Below are 17,555 nucleotides of genomic sequence, written 5' to 3'. Positions count from 1 at the left end.
AAGCACATCACGAACGGTCTACAGCGAGTACGGGGCGGCTATTGAGTGCCGCCCCGAACCCAAGGTTCAGCTCGCGTCGATGGTGGCGCGGAAAACGAGCGTCAGCGCGTCACCAGCGTCGAGATCATTCAAGGTACCCGACACTTCGCGCCCCGGACCATCGTATGCGCCGGCACCGGCACCAGCGGTGCAGGTATCGTCGGTCGTGTCGCCCGCCGTGCCGTTGTTGTCATAAGTTCCGTTGATCAGCACGCCGAAAGCCGCGAGATATTCAACTTCGACCGGCAGGACGTCGGTGATTGTGATATCTTCGGCAGTGGCCCCCGCGCTGTTGCTCACGGCGATGCAGTATTCGACTACCGCGCCGGGGATCAGCTTCGGATTGGTGGCGCCGTTGACCGGATCGCTGATCACCGAGCTGATTTTCACAACCGAGAGCGCCGCAGCCAGTACCGTATAGTCGTCCTTGGCCGAGAATGCGCCGTCATACTGGGCATCCGTAGCACCGGCGGCGTCTGCCAGAACCGTTTCCACGCTGGTGGTGTTGGCACCGGCCGAGGATACCAGTTCAGCGCCGAGCGAACCGGAAGCGCCCGATTCGTGAGCGTTTGCCGTCAGGGTGACAGCCGCAACATCGTCGGTTGTGACATTACGGACCGGCGAACCGGTCGTCAACGGAACGGTGGCGACCACCAGCACGCGAACGGTCGCGTCTGCAGCCACTTCGTCGAGATAGGTTACCTCGGTGTTCGTGCCGTCATAAACGCTCGGAGTGCCGCCATCGTCGAGGTAGATTCTGACGTTGGTGACGTCGAACGTGTCGGTGTTGGAATGCGCGCCGGCACCGCCGGTTTGCTGCGCCACCGACAGTGCGAAATCGATGGTCGCGTTCGACAGGTTGGTAACATCGAAGGTAGTTACGGCCTCGATCTGGCCGGGCGACACCGAAGTGGTGGTGTTGCCGACTTCTGAAATCGTCACGTTGACCTTGCGATCGACTACGAAGGTGTCAGACGCCTGCACAGCGGTCTGCTGCGCGGCGCCAACCCGGTAATCGACGGTTACGGTGTTCTGAATCGAAGCACCGGCGGTTACGCCGGCAGCCTGGGCCTGGGTAGAACTCATGGCAATCAGCGCGGTCGCGCTTACTGCCCCCATTATCTTTCTGGTACGTGTCATGGAATTGGTCCCTTCAACTTGATCTTCGTAACTTCTTGTGGTTGTTAATCATTTTGGCCCTTTCCCCTTCCTGGGGTCAGCGCACAAAAGCCTTGTAAGTCAGTGTTCCGCTATCGCCGGGCGCGACCACGTCGAGCGTCCAGCAGATATGGGTCACGTCTGCGGCGACTGCCGGGCGGTCACCCTCCGGTTCCACCGCCACCTTGAGCGAGGAAAGCGTCCCGAACGTCTTGCCGCCATCGACCGAGACGTTGAGAACCGCCGCGGATGCATCGGACAGCGCGACGGCCGCGGGGATCGGGTTGGTCACCACGAAATCCTCGACCGGCTCGGCGCCGCTGTTGCGGTAAGCCGTGTTGAAGACGATGAGGTCCCCCGGCACGACAGTGTCGGTCGGCAACTGGACAGTTTTTTCAGCGCCATCCTCGATGACCGTCTTTTCGACAAACGCTGTTCCTTCAAAGGACAGGGCTTCTTGCGCCGCGGCGACTGGTGCGAGGCATGCAGCGCCGAGACCGATCGATGCGGCAGCGAGTATCTTGAGCAGGAAATTCTGTTTCATCGCAAATCCCTCAATCGATGATCACATCGAACGTGATGTTGAAGCTGTCGCCGGCCGAAGCGTCGCCAATGGCGACATCGATACCCGCGGCGGAAGCGCTGCCGATGTCGCCGTCCACCGCATCGGTGAGCGGTGCGGCGTCGAGCGCGAGGCTGTCGCTTCGGTAAGACGTGCCGGCCGGGATCGCGTCGGTGACATCGAGCACTTCGATGGTTCCGGTTCCCGAAACGGTTGTCAGCAGGGTGTAGGTTATGATCGCGCCGGGAACAGGCTGCGAACCGCCGAACGGATCGACAACCGTTGCCGACTTGGAGATGGCGACCGCAATGGCGCGGACCACTACCGTCGCATCGTCATCGTCATCGGCACCGGTAGCGCCGGCTACGGCGTCACCGCCGCCTTCGCCTTGGCCCGCGAAGACTGTCCCCGGTGCACCGGTGCCGGTCACCGCCTCGGCCAGCAGGTTCACGACGGCGGTGTCGGTATCGGCGGCGGTGCCGGGAACGGTTACCAGCACAAACACTATCAGCGATACGTCCGGATCGAGCAGGCCGGTCGGAGCCGATGCTCCCAGGATCTGGTCAACGCCGGGATCGTAGACCCCGTTGCCATTGGTATCGACGGCGATCCCGTCGACCACCGGAGTGAAATCGTTGCCGGGGGTATCGGGGTTTACCGTGAGGTTGAACGCTTCGGGACCGTTACCCGTGTTGGTGATGGAAAAAGTGAGCACGGCAGTCGGGCCGGTAGCCGGCACCGGTCCGCTGTCTTGCGATGCCACCGTGACGTCCAGCAATTCATCAACCCGCAGCACAACGGTGTTGGAATCGGCGCCTAAATTCTGCGCGCCGACGCGGTAAGTGGCGGACGCCGTGTTTTCGATCAGTGTGCCAGCGGCAATGCCGCCGGCGGCCGCCGGGGACGAAAACAGGACAGGGGCGGATAGGGCGATAACGCCGGCGCTAAGGGCTTTTACATAGGTCATTCCCGCCGCTTACGCCGAAATGGTTAACGGTCCGTAAGTAGAGATGCATAGAGGTCGGTGCGAGAGAACCATGCAATGGCCATTGCCCGCCGATCATCAGGGTTAACGAAATGCGCCAGTGCATGGAAATTCGTATTCCTGTTTGATTGGTGGCCTGTTGTCCGTAAGATTGCCGGACATGGGCTATACTTCGCATCTCCTCCCGCCGCCTTCACTGGCCGAACTCACGGCCGCGCGCCCTGTCGCCCTGTTTCTCGATTTCGACGGGACCCTGATTCCGATCGCCAGCGGGCCCGATACCATCGTGGTTCCGCCGGATCTGCCCGACACGCTGGCGGCCTTGTCCGAGCGCCTTGCGGGTAGACTAGCCCTGATCAGCGGGCGCTCGCTCGAAGACCTCGCGCAGTACCTCGGAAATCCGCCGATCTTCCGTGCCGGATCTCACGGTGGCGCGCGCTGCGATCCGGAAGGTTCATCGATCGGCGAGCCTCCAGAAGCGATTCCACCCGCCGCGATGACGGCGCTGGAGGAGTTCGCCGCCGCCGAAAGCCTCGCTTTCGAACCCAAGACGCACGGCGCTGCGCTGCATTTCCGCTCGCGGCCCGAACTTGCCGCCCGCACGCACGCATTTGCCCGGGACCAGGCGAAAAGGCACGGCCTTCAGGTGAAGAAAGGCAAGGCGGTTGTGGAACTTGTGCGGGCCGGTGTCGGTAAGGATGGTGCGGTCAGGGTTTTCATGGCCGAACCGGTGTTTGCTGGAGCAATGCCGGTCTTCATCGGGGATGACGTGACAGACGAGGACGGCTTCATCGCGGCGACGGACTTTGGCGGCTTTGGCATTGGTGTAGGTGAGAGAGAATCTAGTAATGCAAAATACTGCCTTGAAAATGTGAAGGATGTATATGAATGGCTGAAGCCTTGAGCGCTGCCGAAATGAACCAGAAGGATGCCCTGCATGCGTCGAACCTGGAGCTCTGGCCAATTGGCAATTGCCAGGTCAGCGGCCTCATCGACCGGTACGGCGCGCTGGTCTGGGGTTGCGTGCCGCGCGTTGACGGTGACCCGGTGTTCTGCGCGTTGCTAAACGGTGACAGCCGAGAAGCAGGTGTCTGGCGGTTTGAACTGGAAGGGCAGGTTTCCGAAAGCCAGGCATACGAGCGTAACACCGCAACCTTGGTCACGCGGCTTGAGGCGGCTGACGGTTCCGCAGCGGAAATCCGGGACTTCTGCCCGCGTTTCGAACTGTCCGGCAGGATGTACCGCCCTGTCGCTTTTGCGCGCATCGTCCGTCCGGTGGCCGGAACGCCGCGCATACGCGTGGTCCTGCGCCCGATGACCGATTACGGTGTCAAGATCGCCGAAACGACGAGCGGGACCAATCACATCCGCTACCTGATCGGGACGCAGGCGATGCGGCTCAGCACCGACGCTCCCATCGGCTATATCCATGAGGCGCGCTTTTTCCGGCTAGAAACCGACCACCATTTCTTCCTCGGCCCCGATGAGCCGTTTTTCGGCAATCTCCGGTCCGAACTGCGGCGGATGGACCAGCTGACTACAAAATACTGGAAACTGTGGGTGCGCGGTTTGCATATCCCACTAGAATGGCAGGAGGAGGTCATTCGCTGCGCCATCGCGTTGAAGCTATGTCAGCACGAAGAAACCGGCGCTATCGTGGCAGCGCTCACCACGTCCATCCCCGAAGCCGCGAACAGCGAGCGTAACTGGGACTACCGATACTGCTGGATCCGCGATTCCTATTATACCGTGCAGGCGCTCAACCGCCTCGGTGCGCTGGACGTGCTGGAAAAGTATCTCGGCTACCTGCGAAATATCGTCGATGGAGCGAGGGGCGGGCAGATCCAGCCCCTGTATTCCGTGATGGGCGAGGGGGAATTGGACGAGACAACCGCCGCGCACCTCGCCGGATACCGCGGGATGGGGCCGGTCCGCCGGGGCAATGCGGCCTACAAGCAGGTCCAGTATGACTGCTACGGCCAGATCGTGCTGCCTACGGCGCAGGCCTTCTTCGACCGGCGGCTGCTAAGAATGGCCGACGACCACGATTTTGCCGCGCTGGAAGAGGTCGGCGACAGCGCCTGGGCCATGCACGACCAGCCCGACGCGGGGCTGTGGGAATTTCGCACCCGCAAGGAAGTGCACACCTATTCAGCCGTCATGTGCTGGGCGGCCTGCGACCGGCTCGCCAATGTCGCGGGCGCAATCGGCAAGCCTGACCGGAAGCAGTTCTGGACCGAGCGCGCCGAAGTCATCCGGGCGAAGATCGAGGAGGAAGCTTGGGTCGAAAACGGCGAAGATGGCGGCCACTACGGGGCGTCGTTCCAGAGCGATTATCTCGACGCCAGTTTGCTGCAGATGGTGGAACTGCGGTTCCTTGCACCGGACAATCCCCGGTTCCAGTCAACCTTCGCCGCGATCGAGAAGACTCTGCGGCGGGGCGAACATATGCTACGATACGCGGCAGAAGACGATTTCGGAGCGCCGGAAACCGCGTTCAACGTCTGCACCTTCTGGCTGATCGAGGCGCTGCACCTGGTTGGCCGCGATGACGAAGCCCGTGTCCTGTTCGGCGCGATGCTCAGCCATCGAACGAAGTCGGGCCTGCTGTCCGAAGACCTCGACTACGACAGCGGGGAGTTGTGGGGTAATTTCCCACAGACCTATTCCCTCGTGGGCGTGATCAACTGCGCTGGCCTGCTGTCGAAACCATGGAGTACAGTCAGATGAGCCGCCTTGTTGTGATCTCCAACCGCGTTGCGGTGCCCAAGGCTCGCGGCGTAGCGGGAGCGCAAGGAGGCCTCGCCGGAGCGTTGAACTCGGCCTTGAAGCGGAACGGCGGCATCTGGTTTGGGTGGTCCGGCGACGAAGTGGCGGAATTCACCGGAGAAATCTCGATCCAGCGGGCGGAAGGCGTCACCACCGCCACCATCGATCTCGCCGCGCAGGACGTCGAGGAATATTACAATGGGTACGCAAATTCGACCCTGTGGCCGCTGTTCCATTATCGAATTGACCTGACCGAGTATGAGCGCGAGTTTGGCAGGGGATATGAACGGGTTAACGAGCATTTCGCAGAAAGTGTGAGACCATTGATCGAACCCGACGACCTTGTCTGGGTGCACGATTATCATTTGCTGCCATTGGGTGAACGGCTGCGCTCGCGCGGGGTGAAGAACCGGATCGGGTTCTTCCTCCACATTCCGTGGCCGCCCACCCGGCTGTTCGTCTCGCTACCTTACCATGACCGGTTGGTACGCACGATGCTGGAATACGATTTGATCGGTTTCCAGACCCGCGAATGGCTCGAAAGTTTCCTGCATTACTGCCAGAAAGAATTGGGCGCGGATGTCGACGAAGACACTGGCCGCATTACACTCGGGGGCCGCACGGTCCACGCCCGGGCCTATCCCATCGGGATCGATTACGACCATGTGATGGACCAGGCGGGTACTGGCGATGCGCGGCAAGCGGCGCAGCGGCTGCTTGCGAGCACCCGCCACCGGACCGCGATGCTGGGTGTCGACCGGCTGGATTATTCCAAGGGCCTGCCCGAGCGGATCGACGGCATCTCGCGGTTTTTCGACCAACATCCCCAGCATGTCCGTGATTTGGTCTACATCCAGATCGCGCCGCCGAGCCGGGAGGATGTCGAATCCTACCAGAAAATCCGCACCCAGCTGGAACAGAAGACCGGGCAGATCAACGGCGCGCGGTCGGAGGTCGACCTGGTCCCCATCCGCTACGTCAACAAGGGACATTCGTTGGCCGAATTGTGCGGTTTCTACCGTGCGGCCAAGATTGCACTGGTCACCCCGCTGAGGGACGGGATGAACCTGGTGGCGAAGGAGTATATCGCGGCGCAGGACCCGGAAGATCCCGGCGTCCTGATCCTCTCGCGCTTTGCCGGGGCCGCGTTGCAAATGCCCGAGGCGGTACTGGTCAATCCGCATAGTCCCGACGAGCTCAGCCATGCGATAAAGCAGGCGCTCGACATGCCGCGGGAAGAGCGCAAGGAGCGGTGGGACGCGCTGATCAAGACCGTACGCGATGACAATATCCAGCGGTGGACGGAAAATTTCACCGGCGATCTGGCCTCGCTGCCGATCTCGCAGCAAAACTCGGATGGCTGACCCGCGAACCTCGTGATTTTTGTTCGTCGCGCCTTGGCGGGGGTTGTCCCCTGCAACGACGGCTGGCAAGCGGCTGACCATGAACAAAAGCGCCGAAGACCCGTCACGTGTCCTGAACTTGTCGGGCGTGCATAATTTCCGCGACTACGGGGGATATGCAGTTATAGGCGGCGGTGCCGTAAAACGCGGAATGCTGTTCCGCTCCGGCCAGCATTCCGGCGCGAGCGACGCCGATCTGGAGGCTATTGCCGCGCTCGACCTCCGTTACATCATCGATATGCGCGGCAACGGCGAGCGGCAGTCGTATCCCTGCCGCCGGCATCCTGAATTTGGCGGCGAGGTCGTGTTTTACGACGGAGAGACGGCGGCCTTGGCGCCTCATGTCGAAGCCGCGCGCGATGCGCTGGACGAGACTGCAGCACATGCCAAGATGGAAGCGCTTTACGCCAACCTCCCGTTCCGGGCGCCGCTCATTGTAATCCTGAAACGGTATTTCGAGGCCTTGGCGACTGGTGAGGGGCCAAGCCTGGTCCACTGCCTGGCGGGCAAGGACCGGACCGGCATGGCGGTTGCACTGCTGCATCACGCACTGGACGTTCATCCCGACGACGCGATGGAGGATTTCCTTCTCACCAACACCGCGGGCGACCTCGATGCTCGCGTGGCCGCCGGGGCGGAGACTATTCGCGCAAAATGGGGACCTATCGCGGATTCTACCATCCGCATCCTCATGGGGGTCGACGCACGCTACCTGTCGGCGATGCGCAAATCTGTGGAGAGGGAGCACGGCTCTCTCGACGCGTTCCTCGCGGATGTGCTGGAGGTTGACGGCGCGCGGCGCGACGCCTTGCGCTTGCATCTGATCGAAGCGTAACCAGATTCCGCTCTCGGAACACAACACGGAAATAAAGCACACCATGGCGACCCATCACACCCGCATGCTGATCATCGGCTCCGGCCCCGCCGGGCTTTCGGCGGCCATTTACGGTGCCCGCGCGGCGCTCGAGCCGATTGTCGTGCAGGGATTGCAGCCGGGCGGGCAACTGACGATCACCACCGATGTCGAGAATTATCCCGGATTTCGGGATGTGGTCCAGGGGCCATGGCTGATGCAGGAAATGCAGGCGCAGGCCGAACATGTCGGCACGCGCATGATGTGGGACACGATAGTCGAAGTCGATCTCGCGAACGGTCCGCCCTACAGGGCGATCGGTGACAGCGGCGATATCTATATCGGCGATACGCTGGTCATCTCGACCGGGGCGCAGGCCAAGTGGCTAGGCGTACCGGGCGAACAGGAACTGGGCGGCAAGGGCGTCTCGGCCTGCGCGACGTGTGACGGATTTTTCTATCGCGGCAAGAAAGTCGCGGTGATCGGCGGCGGCAACACTGCGGTCGAAGAGGCGCTGTATCTCACCAACCATTCCGACGATGTGACCCTGATCCACCGACGCGATACGCTCCGCTCGGAGAAGATCCTGCAGGACCGGTTGTTCGGAAATGAGAAGATCACCCCGATGTGGAACAAGGCGGTCACCCGCTTCCTTGGCGATCCGCTGGCCGGCGGGCTGAAAGCGCTCGAGTTGCAGGACACCGTAACCGGCGAAATCAGCCAGCTTGAGGTCGACGGGGCCTTCGTGGCGATCGGCCACGCCCCGGCAACCGAGCTGTTCAAGGGCAAGTTGCCGATGGATGAAAGCGGTTATCTGGTTGTCGAACCGGGCACCCCGAAGACAATCCTGCCCGGAGTGTTCGCTTGCGGTGACGTGATGGACCATACCTATCGGCAGGCGGTTACTGCCGCGGGCACAGGATGCATGGCCGCGCTCGATGCGGAGAAATTCCTCGCGACAATGGAATTCGCGAAGAAAGAAGCGCGCGAAGCGGCCGAGTAGTCCGGCCACCCAGCGGCGCTAGAACACCGACAGCGCTGCGTGCAGGATCAGCGCCATCAGCACCAGGCTCGACAGGGCGAACAGGACAAAGCGCACCAGGACGCGATTTGCCGTCGCTTGTACCAGTGAATGGGTAACCCGCAGGCCCGTGTAGATCCACCCGAGCAACGCGTTCATCCCGTCACCCTGGCCGATCACCGCCAGCACGATGGCGACCGCGTAGAACACGGTCGGCGCTTCGTGCAAGTGATTGTAATTGTCGGCCTTCCAACTCACACTACTCGGCAATTTGGCGCGGAGGTCAGCCCCGGTGCTACCCACCAGCTTGCCCGGCGCTTCGATATCCGGCGCCCGGGACATGGCCGGAATGCGGGTGGCGTACATCCACACCCACATCACCATGGTCCAGATCATCAGGGCGACGACCGGCTGGAGGATCGCCGCGCCGATCATGACAGGGCTGCCGGATTGGCGAACAGGGTAGCCATAACTGCACGAATGGCGAGGATTGTCAGCGCGATGGTCGACACCAGGAACATCAGGAAACGGACCGGAACCTTGTTCACCGTCGCCTGCCAGATCGAATGAATGATCCGCATCCCGACATAAATCCATGCGAGCAGGATATCGAGGCCTGTGCTTCCGACCAGCGCGAGGATGATCACCGCCGGATAGAAGATCGTCGGCTGTTCCATCAGGTGGGTGTAATTATGGGCTATCCAGTTGACCCTGTCGGGAATGCGGCCCTCAAGATCCTGGCCCCGTCCGCCAGGTTTCGCCGCGCCAAGCCCGCCTTCCATCTTCTTCATCGCCGGTCCGCGCGTAGCGGCCATCCAGTAAAGCATGACCAGCGACCAAAGTACGAGTACGGCTGCCGGCGCGAGCATTTGAGCCTGCATTGAAAATCCCCTCCATATTTTCCAGGAAACTGGCGCGGCGCCAGTCAATTGTCAATTGCAACCTAATTTCCGCTGGTCAGCACCATTGCGAAAGCCGCCGGATCGACATTTCCGCCCGTCAGCATGATCACGCTGTTGGCATCGAGCGCGACCTTCCCGGCGAGGCCCGCCGCCAGCGCCGCGGCACCGCCCGGTTCTAGTACCAGTTTCAAACGGGCGAAGGCGAAGCGCTGGGCCCGCCGGACTTCGAATTCCGACACGGCGAGGCCAGCCTCCGCACGGCCATTAAGAACTGCGAAGTTGACCGGCGCCGTCACCGGCGTTTGCAAGGCGTCGCAAGCGGTGGGAGGCGGGTTGAGCCCGACCGGCAGGATTTTGCCCGTCGCAAGGCTGCGTGCCAGATCGTCCCAGCCTTCCGGCTCCACCGTTACAATCCGGCTTTCCGGACAGGCGAGGGCGAGGCCTGCCGATAGCCCGCCGCCACCGCAGCAAGCGATGATTGCGGACGGTTGACGCCCCAGTTGCGCGGTGATCTCGATCCCGGCGCTGCCTTGCCCTTCGATCACCCACGGATCGGCATAAGCATGGACCAGCACTGCGCCGGTTTCTTCGCACAGCTGATTGGCCACGGCATCGCGGTCCTCGCCCGGCCTTTCGTATAGCACAACGTCCGCGCCGAGCGCCCGGGTCGCTTCCAGCTTCATCTGCGGCGCGTCGCGCGGCATGACGATGGTCGCGGCAATACCAAGCTTCCGCGCCGCCCAGGCCACCCCTTGGGCATGGTTTCCGCTGGACACGCCCACGACGCCGCGCACCCGCTCTTCCGCGGTCAGGTCGCTCATCCGGTGCCATGCGCCGCGGATCTTGAATGCGCCGATCGGTTGCAGGTTTTCCGCTTTGACCCAGCATGTCACCCCGTCGATTTCCACCGGCAGCAAGGGTGTTGGCGGCAGAATTGCGCCTATTTTCGCGGCTGCGCGGTGAACTCCGTCATTTGTCGGAGCGCGGGGGCTTTCTTGAAACATTGTTACCGCCTAATGCGTTGCCAGAAAAACACCAATATTCTGGAGTAAACATGTCTACAGTTCTGGTTATCGGCGCAGGCGGCGTCAGTTCGGTCGCGGTCCACAAGATGGCCATGAATGCGGATATCTTCAGCGATATCCATCTGGCGAGCCGCACGAAGAGCAAGTGCGACAGTATCGCCGCCAGCGTGAAGCAGCGCACAGGGCGCGACGTGGCGACCTATGAAATCGACGCCGAAGAAGTGCCCGCGATGGTCAATCTTATCCGCAAGGTGCGGCCTTCGCTGGTGGTCAATCTGGCGCTGCCGTATCAGGACCTGCCGATCATGGATGCCTGCCTGGAAGCCTGCGTCAGCTATCTCGATACCGCGAATTACGAACCCAAGGACGAAGCGAAGTTCGAATATCACTGGCAGTGGGCCTATCACGACCGGTTCAAGGAAGCGGGCCTGATGGCGCTGCTGGGGTCGGGTTTCGATCCGGGCGTGACCAGCGTGTTCACCATATGGCTCAAGAAGCACAAGCTGAAAACCATCCGCCAACTTGACATCCTCGATTGCAACGGCGGCGATCACGGGCAGGCGTTCGCGACCAACTTCAATCCGGAAATCAACATCCGCGAAGTGACCGCGCCGGCACGTCATTGGGAGAACGGCGAATGGGTCGAAACCCCCGCCATGCAGATCAGGACCGAATTTGACTTCGAAGGCGTCGGCAAGAAAAACGCCTATTTGATGTATCACGAGGAGCTTGAAAGCCTTGCCAAGTTCGTTCCCGAACTGGAGCGGGCACGGTTCTGGATGACTTTCGGCGATGCCTACATCACCCATCTGACGGTTCTGCAGGCCGTCGGCATGACCAGCATCGAGCCGATCAAGTACCAAGGCCGGGATATCATCCCGCTCCAGTTCCTCGCCGCGGTGCTGCCCAAGCCGGAATCGCTGGGCGAAACCACCAAGGGCAAGACCAACATCGGCGTCATTGCAACCGGAGAAGCGCTGGACGGTTCGGGCGAGAAGACGTTCTATATAAACAACATCTGCGATCACGAGGATGCCTATGAGGAAACCGGCAACCAAGCGGTGAGCTACACCACCGGCGTTCCCGCGATGATCGGCAGTGCAATGATGTTGACCGGCAAATGGTCGGGTGACGGCGTGTTCAACATGGAGCAGATGGACCCCGATCCGTTCATGGAAATGCTCAACGCGCACGGCCTGCCGTGGAAGGTCGAGGAACTGGATGGGCCGGTCGAGTTCTGACCATGGCTGAGCCACGGGTTTCCCTCATTACTCTTGGATCGCGCGATTTGGAAAAGTCGCGCCGTTTCTATGTCGACGGCTTCGGCTGGAAACCGGTGTTCGAAAATGACGAGATCATTTTTTACCAGCTAAACGGCCTCATCCTGTCGACCTTTGCCGATACCTCTTTGCAAGCGGACATGGCGCGCGGCGAACTGCTCCGGCCAGGAGCCTTCGCGCTGGCGCACAATGTTCGCGCTGAAAGCGAGGTGAAGGCACTGATGAATGATCTGGTCGCGGCCGGCGGCCGAGTGCTGCGGCCCGCCGACGCTCCGCCGATTGGGGGGCTTCGCGGGTATGTTGCCGATCCCGACGACCATGCTTGGGAAATCGCCTACAATCCCGCATTCTCCATCGATGACGATGGCAACATCGTGTTCGGTACCTGACCGCCATGGAAACGAAAGCCGGTGATCCGGGCGCCTTCGCCCATTTTGACCTTTCCCGTATCGACAGTCCCGCGTTCGTAGTGGACGCGGCAAAACTGCGGTCCAATCTCAAAATCCTGGCGGATATCCGCGATGCGGCGGATATCAAGGTGCTGGCGGCGCTGAAGGCGTTCTCCATGTGGTCGGTCGCGCCGATCATCGGAGAATTTCTCGACGGCGTTTGTACCTCCGGCCTGTGGGAAGCGCGGCTGGCTTCGGAATTCTACGACGGCGAGATTGCGACCTATTGCGCGGCGTACAAGCCGGACGAGTTGGAGGAAATCTGCCGCCTTTCCGACCATGTCATCTTCAACTCGCCTGGCCAGATGGAACGGGCCGCGCTGATCATCGACCATGCCCGCAGCAGCGGCCAGGGCTTCGATATCGGGCTGCGGATCAATCCGCAGGTCGCGACCGGCGAAGTACCCCGCTATGATCCTTCCAGCCCCGGATCGCGGCTCGGCTTCCCGCTCGAACAGCTCACCGAAGAGCATATGGAGGGCGTTGAGGGCATTCATTTCCACAATCTGTGCGAACAGGACCTCCAGCCGCTCAAGGACACCTGGGATAAGGTGTTCGACGCGATCGAACCGTATTTCGGCCAGCTCAAATGGATTAACATGGGCGGTGGCCACCACATTACCCGTGCGGATTACCAGCGGGAGGAACTGGTCGAATTTCTCCGTGACGCGAAGGAAGATACCGGCTGCGAAATCATGCTCGAACCCGGAGAGGCGGTTGCGCTCGATGCGGGAATCCTGGTGGGCACGATCCTCGACAATGGCGTCAACGGAGTGCCGCTGGCGATTACCGACATCTCCGCCACTTGCCACATGCCCGACGTGATCGAAGCGCCGTACCGCCCAGCGATGCTGCATGAGGAACAGGGGCAGGGCCAACCCGTGCGCCTGGGCGGTCCGTCCTGCCTCGCGGGTGATGTGATCGGCGATTACCGCTTGCCGGTGCCGTGCGAGCCAGGACAGCGGATCGCGTTCCTCGATCAGGCGCACTATTCCATGGTCAAGACCAACACCTTCAACGGGGTCCAGTTGCCGTCAATCTATCTGTGGGACAGCGACACCGACAACCTCGATCTGATCAAGAGCTTCGGTTACGAGGATTTCCGGGATCGCCTGTCCTGATAGTACTTTGCTGATATCGCGCCGCGTTTCCGATCGGTCCGGCGAGATTGATGACGGGTCATGAGGAAAAACCGGTTCGTTCCGGCTCATTGAGAGATTGGGCAAGTTCCGCAAGCCGCGCAAACTGGTCGATTGTGGTCGCAACCAGCCGGCGGTCGTCCACCGCCTCGATTGAGCCGCTTTCAAACAGGTCTCCGCAATTGAGCGCGATTACCAGATCGCCGCCGGTAAACAGGGCGCATATGTCCTGTCCGCTGAAGGCCTGTTCGATAGCGATCAGCCGCTCGACATATTCGGGGTGTACCAGGTAGCGGGCCTCGACCTGGTCGTTGGTATAAATGTCGAACATATCCTCGAAGCCGGGATGGACCATATCGACGTAATCGAGCCTGTGGCCTCCCAGCTTTACCATGTCCCTGGCCCCGCCGAACAATTTCGAGTGCGATCCCGAGCGCGATACCAGCGTTGTGCCGTGGAAATTCCGGCTGAACCCGATAGTCAGGATCGATCCCTGAAACACCTTGACCCAGCGCGTATTCTTGCCCGATCCGCGCTTCTCCTCCAGCCTTGCTTCATGCAGCACGAACGGGTGTCCACCGGTGTGGCCGCTCCACATATCATCGAAACTGGCGCGGTCGTGGTTCGGGAGCATCTTGAACGTCTTGGCGTTTTCGAACCCCAGGCCAGGTTCGAGATCATGGACGTAGGAAAGGTCCAGCGCCTGCGCGATGGCTTCGTTGATGCCGGTCTTGACCTGTTTCACCGCCTTGCGTTTCGGAGCCTGCGACCAGTACCAGACCGCCGCGGCGACGCCAAAACTGACGAAGAGTTTCATCTCTATCGGAATTGATAACAGTATCCAGACGAAAACCAGAACGAATACCCCGGGCAAACTTGCCTTGAACAACCGGTTATTCGCGTCGACCTTAGCCTTTTCGCGAACGACAGCCTGTTGTTCCAGCCAAAGACCAAGCGGGCCGGCCAGCAATTTGTCTGCGGTTGGAAATTCAATCATTCATAAAGCCATTTCCATCATTGGCGGGACTCTATACCAATCAGCATCTGATACATCGGGGGTTTAGTCCATGTTCGAAATGATTGTCATTATCGCAGTGCTTGCGGGCGTCGCACTGTTGGTCATCGTGATTTACAACCAACTGGTTGCCCTACGGCAGAACGTTAATCAGGGCGTCGCCGATATCGATGCCCAATTGCGGCAGCGACATGATCTTGTTCCGAACCTGGTCAGCACGGTCAAAGGCTATGCCGCGCATGAGCAGGATACGCTCGATGCCGTGATCACCGCGCGCAACACGGCAGCGCAGGGCACCATGAATTCCGCGGATGAAGCACAGTTGAAGCTTTCGCTGGACCGCTTGCTGGCGCTGGCGGAGAATTATCCCGATCTCAAGGCCAACACCAATTTTCAGGCACTGCAAGGCGAATTGGCGAACCTTGAAGACAAATTATCAGCGGCGCGGCGGGCCTTGAATGCCGCCGTATCTCGCTATAATACGGGTATGGAGAGCTTCCCGGCGGTACTGTTTGCGAACCTGCTGGGCTTCAAGACCGCGGATTTCAGCCGGCTCGACGATAGCGAAAAAGGCGTCGTCGATCAGGTGCCGAATGTCAGTTTCTGAATTCAGCGTGCTGAACGCTGTGGCCAATTTCAACCGTTAAATCAGTTCACGCCCGCCAGGAGCCCAATTTTCAGTTGAAATTCATAATGCGCACGATATATCGCCCCTTCGCTGCCCCATGGGGACTTCCAAACCGCAAGGCAGCTGTGTTGGAAACTATTGTCCTGGGGGTCCCTTGAGTTGCACCATTATCCTGACGCTGCTGCAGTAGTCCGCGCCTTGGCGCCGGACGAACCGGTCATCCTCAACCGCCCGCTTGCTGCTGCGCGCGCTGCCCGATTCTTCGTCGAGAAGTTTCCGGGTAAGTCGCTGTATGCAGTCAAGGCGAACCCATCACCCGACCTGCTGCAAATCCTGTGGGACAACGGCATCACGCATTACGATGTGGCGTCGATCGGCGAAGTGCGGATGGCGCGGGCTGCGCTGCCCGGGGCGACCCTATGCTTCATGCACCCGGTCAAGACCGCGCGCGCCATTTCAGAAGCATATCACGAGCATGGTGTGCGCACGTTCAGCCTCGACACCATCGAAGAGCTGGAAAAGATTGTCTCTGCGACCGCTAGTGAAAATGGCGAGCCAGCGGCTGATCTGCGGCTTTGCGTCCGGCTGCGGGTATCGTCGGAATATGCCGAGTTGAGCCTCGCGTCGAAGTTCGGAGTCGATCTGGTCGATGCTGCGCCGCTTCTCCAGGCGACTCGCCAGGTAGCCGACTGGCTCGGCTTGTGCTTCCACGTCGGTAGCCAGGCGATGACGCCGTTCGCATACGTCCAGGCGCTGGAACGCGTGCGTGCCGCGATTGCCGATTCGAGCGTGGTTATCGACATGATCGATGTCGGCGGCGGATTTCCGTCGATCTATCCCGGCATGGAGCCCCCGCCGCTGGAAGATTACTTCCACATTATCCACCGGCATTTCGAAGCGCTGCCGATCGCCTACAACGCCGAATTGTGGTGCGAGCCCGGCCGTGCGCTATGCGCCGAATACAGCAGCCTGATCGTGCGCGTGGAAAAGCGCCGCGGGGATGAGCTGTACATCAATGACGGTGCCTATGGCGCCCTGTTCGATGCGGCACATGTTGCTTGGCGCTTCCCGGTCTCGGCACTCGAGGACGACCTGATCGAAGGGCTTGACGAGTTTTCCTTTTATGGCCCGACCTGCGATGACGCCGACTTCATGAAGGGTCCCTTCATGCTGCCCGCCGACATACAGGCTGGCGATTTCATCGAGATCGGGATGTTGGGCGCCTATGGCGCGGCGATGAAGACCGGGTTCAATGGATTCGGTGCTGCGGAAGTGGTGATTGTACAGGATGAGCCCATGGCCAGCCTGTACCGCGGTGACCGGATCGATCCGCGTGAAAGCGACAACGTCGTCAGCCTTCGCTGAACCTCGCAAACCGAGGGCACAAAAAGCCGCCGCGAGCTGGTGGGTAGCTCGCGGCGGCGCATGCGGGACGGAGGATCCCACTTGGGTGGTTCGACCGAAATCGGCTACCCGCGCCACGCCAACAGCGTCAGATGCCTTTCCGGAAGCAATCCGATTCCCTAGTGACAGGAATATGCGGTATCGGGGCGAGTGCGAAAATACGGACTTTAGGCTGTGGTCCGGGCCTTCCGGAGGCTAAATTCCCGCCTCGACTGCCAGCCGGATCAGATCGGCGCTGGTGCGTAGTTCCAGCTTTTCCATGACCAGACCGCGGTGCATCTTTACGGTCTTTTCCGCCAGTCCGAGTTGAAATGCGATTTCCTTGTTGCGCAGCCCCTGGGCGACCAATCGGGTCACTTCAAGCTGCCGCGGGGACAGTGTCTTCATCGACTGGGCCGCGCGGCTCCTGCGGGCAGTGAAAACGCCTTGCTGCCCTTCGTCCACCTCAACTTGGCTTCCAAGGAAATAGAGCAATTCGTTAAGCTCGTCGTAGATGGGCGCAATCAGCACCGCGTTGCGAAAAGGACTCCCGTCACGTTTGTAATTGAGTATTTCAACCAACACTGGCCTGTGCCCGCGAACGCCCTCGCGGATGAGTTCGGTCAGCCACGGCTCGGTACCGGTCCCCGCAAGGAAGCGGCAATTGCGTCCAATTATCTCGCATTCGGGATAGCCGGTCAGTTCGATGAAGGGCGAGTTGACCGCCACGATCGGGTTGTCCTGCAGGCGCGGATTTGAAACTACGGAAGCGATCGGGCTCGACGCGATCAAGTCTACCACCCAATCTGGCGGAGATATGTCCGCACTAGGGGCAAAAGGTTCCGCTGCCATCGTCTCCGATGTCAGGACCTGATCTGAGAGACGTTCGACCACAAGCCCAATATCGGCGTTGCTTGGCTGGATTGCAAATATTGACTTTTCTG

At 60.6% G+C, this 17,555-nt stretch carries 18 protein-coding genes; 10 read left to right on the top strand and 8 right to left on the bottom strand.

From position 1 onward, the window contains the following. Positions 1-66 precede the first annotated feature (66 nt). The 3 genes from GRI65_RS05290 to GRI65_RS05280 form a co-directional block, all read right to left on the bottom strand. The gene (locus tag GRI65_RS05290) at positions 67-1,179 is read right to left on the bottom strand and encodes a DUF11 domain-containing protein (RefSeq protein ID WP_160755432.1); all 1,113 of its coding nucleotides are present in this window, start codon (positions 1,177-1,179) and stop codon (positions 67-69) included. Between the two features lie 76 nt (positions 1,180-1,255). Continuing rightward, positions 1,256-1,741, bottom strand: coding sequence for a DUF11 domain-containing protein (locus GRI65_RS05285; RefSeq protein WP_160755431.1), 486 nt, complete (start codon positions 1,739-1,741; stop codon positions 1,256-1,258). Positions 1,742-1,751: 10 nt separating this feature from the next. Next, positions 1,752-2,726, bottom strand: a complete 975-nt coding sequence (locus GRI65_RS05280) for a hypothetical protein (protein WP_232843916.1) — start codon at positions 2,724-2,726, stop codon at positions 1,752-1,754. Positions 2,727-2,883: 157 nt separating this feature from the next. Between GRI65_RS05280 and otsB the strand changes: the two genes are divergently transcribed. From otsB to trxB, 5 genes are all read left to right on the top strand, one after another. Next, positions 2,884-3,648 carry a trehalose-phosphatase gene (otsB, locus tag GRI65_RS05275; RefSeq protein WP_160755430.1) on the top strand — a complete coding sequence of 255 codons (765 nt, stop codon included), beginning with the start codon at positions 2,884-2,886 and terminating at the stop codon, positions 3,646-3,648. After that, positions 3,633-5,474, top strand: a complete 1,842-nt coding sequence (locus GRI65_RS05270; RefSeq protein WP_232843915.1) for a glycoside hydrolase family 15 protein — start codon at positions 3,633-3,635, stop codon at positions 5,472-5,474. The genes otsB and GRI65_RS05270 overlap by 16 nt, the downstream gene beginning before the upstream one ends. Then, positions 5,471-6,877 (top strand): alpha,alpha-trehalose-phosphate synthase (UDP-forming), encoded by a 1,407-nt coding sequence (locus GRI65_RS05265; protein WP_160755429.1) that lies wholly within the window; start codon positions 5,471-5,473, stop codon positions 6,875-6,877. The genes GRI65_RS05270 and GRI65_RS05265 overlap by 4 nt, the downstream gene beginning before the upstream one ends. Before the next feature lie 79 nt (positions 6,878-6,956). Continuing rightward, a complete protein-coding gene (locus GRI65_RS05260; protein WP_160755428.1) occupies positions 6,957-7,751 on the top strand; it encodes a tyrosine-protein phosphatase in 795 nt (264 codons plus the stop codon). A 43-nt stretch (positions 7,752-7,794) separates the two neighbouring features. After that, the gene (gene trxB / locus GRI65_RS05255) at positions 7,795-8,772 is read left to right on the top strand and encodes a thioredoxin-disulfide reductase (protein ID WP_160755427.1); all 978 of its coding nucleotides are present in this window, start codon (positions 7,795-7,797) and stop codon (positions 8,770-8,772) included. A gap of 18 nt (positions 8,773-8,790) precedes the next feature. Here the strand turns inward: trxB and GRI65_RS05250 are convergent, their stop codons facing one another. The 3 genes from GRI65_RS05250 to GRI65_RS05240 all read right to left on the bottom strand — a co-directional run bounded on the left by GRI65_RS05250 (position 8,791) and on the right by GRI65_RS05240 (position 10,696). Further along, the gene (locus GRI65_RS05250) at positions 8,791-9,225 is read right to left on the bottom strand and encodes an MAPEG family protein (protein ID WP_160755426.1); all 435 of its coding nucleotides are present in this window, start codon (positions 9,223-9,225) and stop codon (positions 8,791-8,793) included. After that, entirely contained in the window at positions 9,222-9,671 is a 450-nt protein-coding gene (locus tag GRI65_RS05245) for an MAPEG family protein (RefSeq protein WP_160755425.1), read from the bottom strand. Before GRI65_RS05245 ends, GRI65_RS05250 begins: the two co-directional genes overlap by 4 nt. A 62-nt stretch (positions 9,672-9,733) precedes the next feature. Beyond that, entirely contained in the window at positions 9,734-10,696 is a 963-nt protein-coding gene (locus GRI65_RS05240) for a threonine ammonia-lyase (RefSeq protein WP_160755424.1), read from the bottom strand. Between the two features lie 50 nt (positions 10,697-10,746). Here GRI65_RS05240 and GRI65_RS05235 point away from each other — a divergent pair, with 50 nt between their 5' ends. The 3 genes from GRI65_RS05235 to GRI65_RS05225 are packed head-to-tail and all read left to right on the top strand — an operon-like array spanning position 10,747 to position 13,567. After that, positions 10,747-11,958 (top strand): saccharopine dehydrogenase family protein, encoded by a 1,212-nt coding sequence (locus GRI65_RS05235; RefSeq protein WP_160755423.1) that lies wholly within the window; start codon positions 10,747-10,749, stop codon positions 11,956-11,958. A 2-nt stretch (positions 11,959-11,960) separates the two neighbouring features. Continuing rightward, positions 11,961-12,386 carry a VOC family protein gene (locus GRI65_RS05230; protein WP_160755422.1) on the top strand — a complete coding sequence of 142 codons (426 nt, stop codon included), beginning with the start codon at positions 11,961-11,963 and terminating at the stop codon, positions 12,384-12,386. Between the two features lie 5 nt (positions 12,387-12,391). Further along, the gene (locus tag GRI65_RS05225; RefSeq protein WP_160755421.1) at positions 12,392-13,567 is read left to right on the top strand and encodes a carboxynorspermidine decarboxylase; all 1,176 of its coding nucleotides are present in this window, start codon (positions 12,392-12,394) and stop codon (positions 13,565-13,567) included. A gap of 58 nt (positions 13,568-13,625) precedes the next feature. Here GRI65_RS05225 and GRI65_RS05220 read toward each other — a convergent pair whose 3' ends face one another. Beyond that, positions 13,626-14,582, bottom strand: coding sequence for a DUF3137 domain-containing protein (locus GRI65_RS05220; RefSeq protein ID WP_160755420.1), 957 nt, complete (start codon positions 14,580-14,582; stop codon positions 13,626-13,628). Positions 14,583-14,652: 70 nt separating this feature from the next. Here GRI65_RS05220 and GRI65_RS05215 point away from each other — a divergent pair, with 70 nt between their 5' ends. Together GRI65_RS05215 and GRI65_RS05210 are read left to right on the top strand one after the other, a co-directional pair. Continuing rightward, positions 14,653-15,207, top strand: coding sequence for a LemA family protein (locus GRI65_RS05215; RefSeq protein ID WP_202391118.1), 555 nt, complete (start codon positions 14,653-14,655; stop codon positions 15,205-15,207). Positions 15,208-15,387: 180 nt separating this feature from the next. Further along, positions 15,388-16,593, top strand: coding sequence for a type III PLP-dependent enzyme (locus GRI65_RS05210; RefSeq protein ID WP_160755419.1), 1,206 nt, complete (start codon positions 15,388-15,390; stop codon positions 16,591-16,593). A 234-nt stretch (positions 16,594-16,827) separates the two neighbouring features. On the opposite strand, the gene GRI65_RS05205 is transcribed toward GRI65_RS05210, so the two are convergent. Next, a complete protein-coding gene (locus tag GRI65_RS05205) occupies positions 16,828-17,463 on the bottom strand; it encodes a LuxR C-terminal-related transcriptional regulator (protein WP_160755620.1) in 636 nt (211 codons plus the stop codon). Between the last annotated feature and the right edge of the window lie 92 nt (positions 17,464-17,555).

Source organism: Allopontixanthobacter sediminis (assembly GCF_009828115.1).
Classification (GTDB): Bacteria; Pseudomonadota; Alphaproteobacteria; order Sphingomonadales; family Sphingomonadaceae; genus Allopontixanthobacter; species Allopontixanthobacter sediminis.
The sequence above is the reverse complement of the archived record's forward strand: the minus strand, read 5'-3'. Positions and strand labels throughout refer to the sequence as shown.